The 501-nt window shown below is 49.7% G+C and carries 1 pseudogene; it reads right to left on the bottom strand.

The features are described from left to right. Positions 1–501: pseudogene (locus R7Z47_RS27115) on the bottom strand ([protein-PII] uridylyltransferase); the annotation flags it as partial.

Here is a 501-nt window from a genome sequence, read left to right as displayed (position 1 = left end):
AAAGCGGACACGCCACAAGAAGTCCTGACACTCCACCAGTTCGCGGTATTCCGCATCGGTAAGAAAGCCGTAACGGCTCATTTCTAGCAGAGATGTGGCGCCAAAGTGACGGCGCGCTACCCAGCTCAAAGTGTGAATATCGCGAAGACCTCCTGGGGTCGATTTGATGTCGGGCTCTAAGTTATAGGTCGTATCGTGGTAGCGAGCATGACGTTCGCGTTGTTCTTGGATTTTTGCGCGGTAGAAGGTCTCGCTCGGCCAGAAAGAGTCGGATAGCACGACCTTTTTTAGAGCTTGGAATGTGTCTTCGCTGCCACAAAGCAGAAGTGCTTCTTGTAGGTTAGTGGCTACCGTTAGATCGTCACGCCCGATTTGTGCACATTCATTGACAGTGCGAACCGCATGGCCAACTTCCAGTTTTAAGTCCCATAGTAAGGTAATAAATTCGCTGATTTTCGCTTCTAACGCAGTCGGCAGTTTGTTGTTAGAGAGAACAAGAAT

This window comes from Vibrio sp. 1641, assembly GCF_033339995.1.
In the GTDB taxonomy this organism is placed as follows: domain Bacteria; phylum Pseudomonadota; class Gammaproteobacteria; order Enterobacterales; family Vibrionaceae; genus Vibrio; species Vibrio alginolyticus.
The sequence above is the reverse complement of the archived record's forward strand: the minus strand, read 5'-3'. Positions and strand labels throughout refer to the sequence as shown.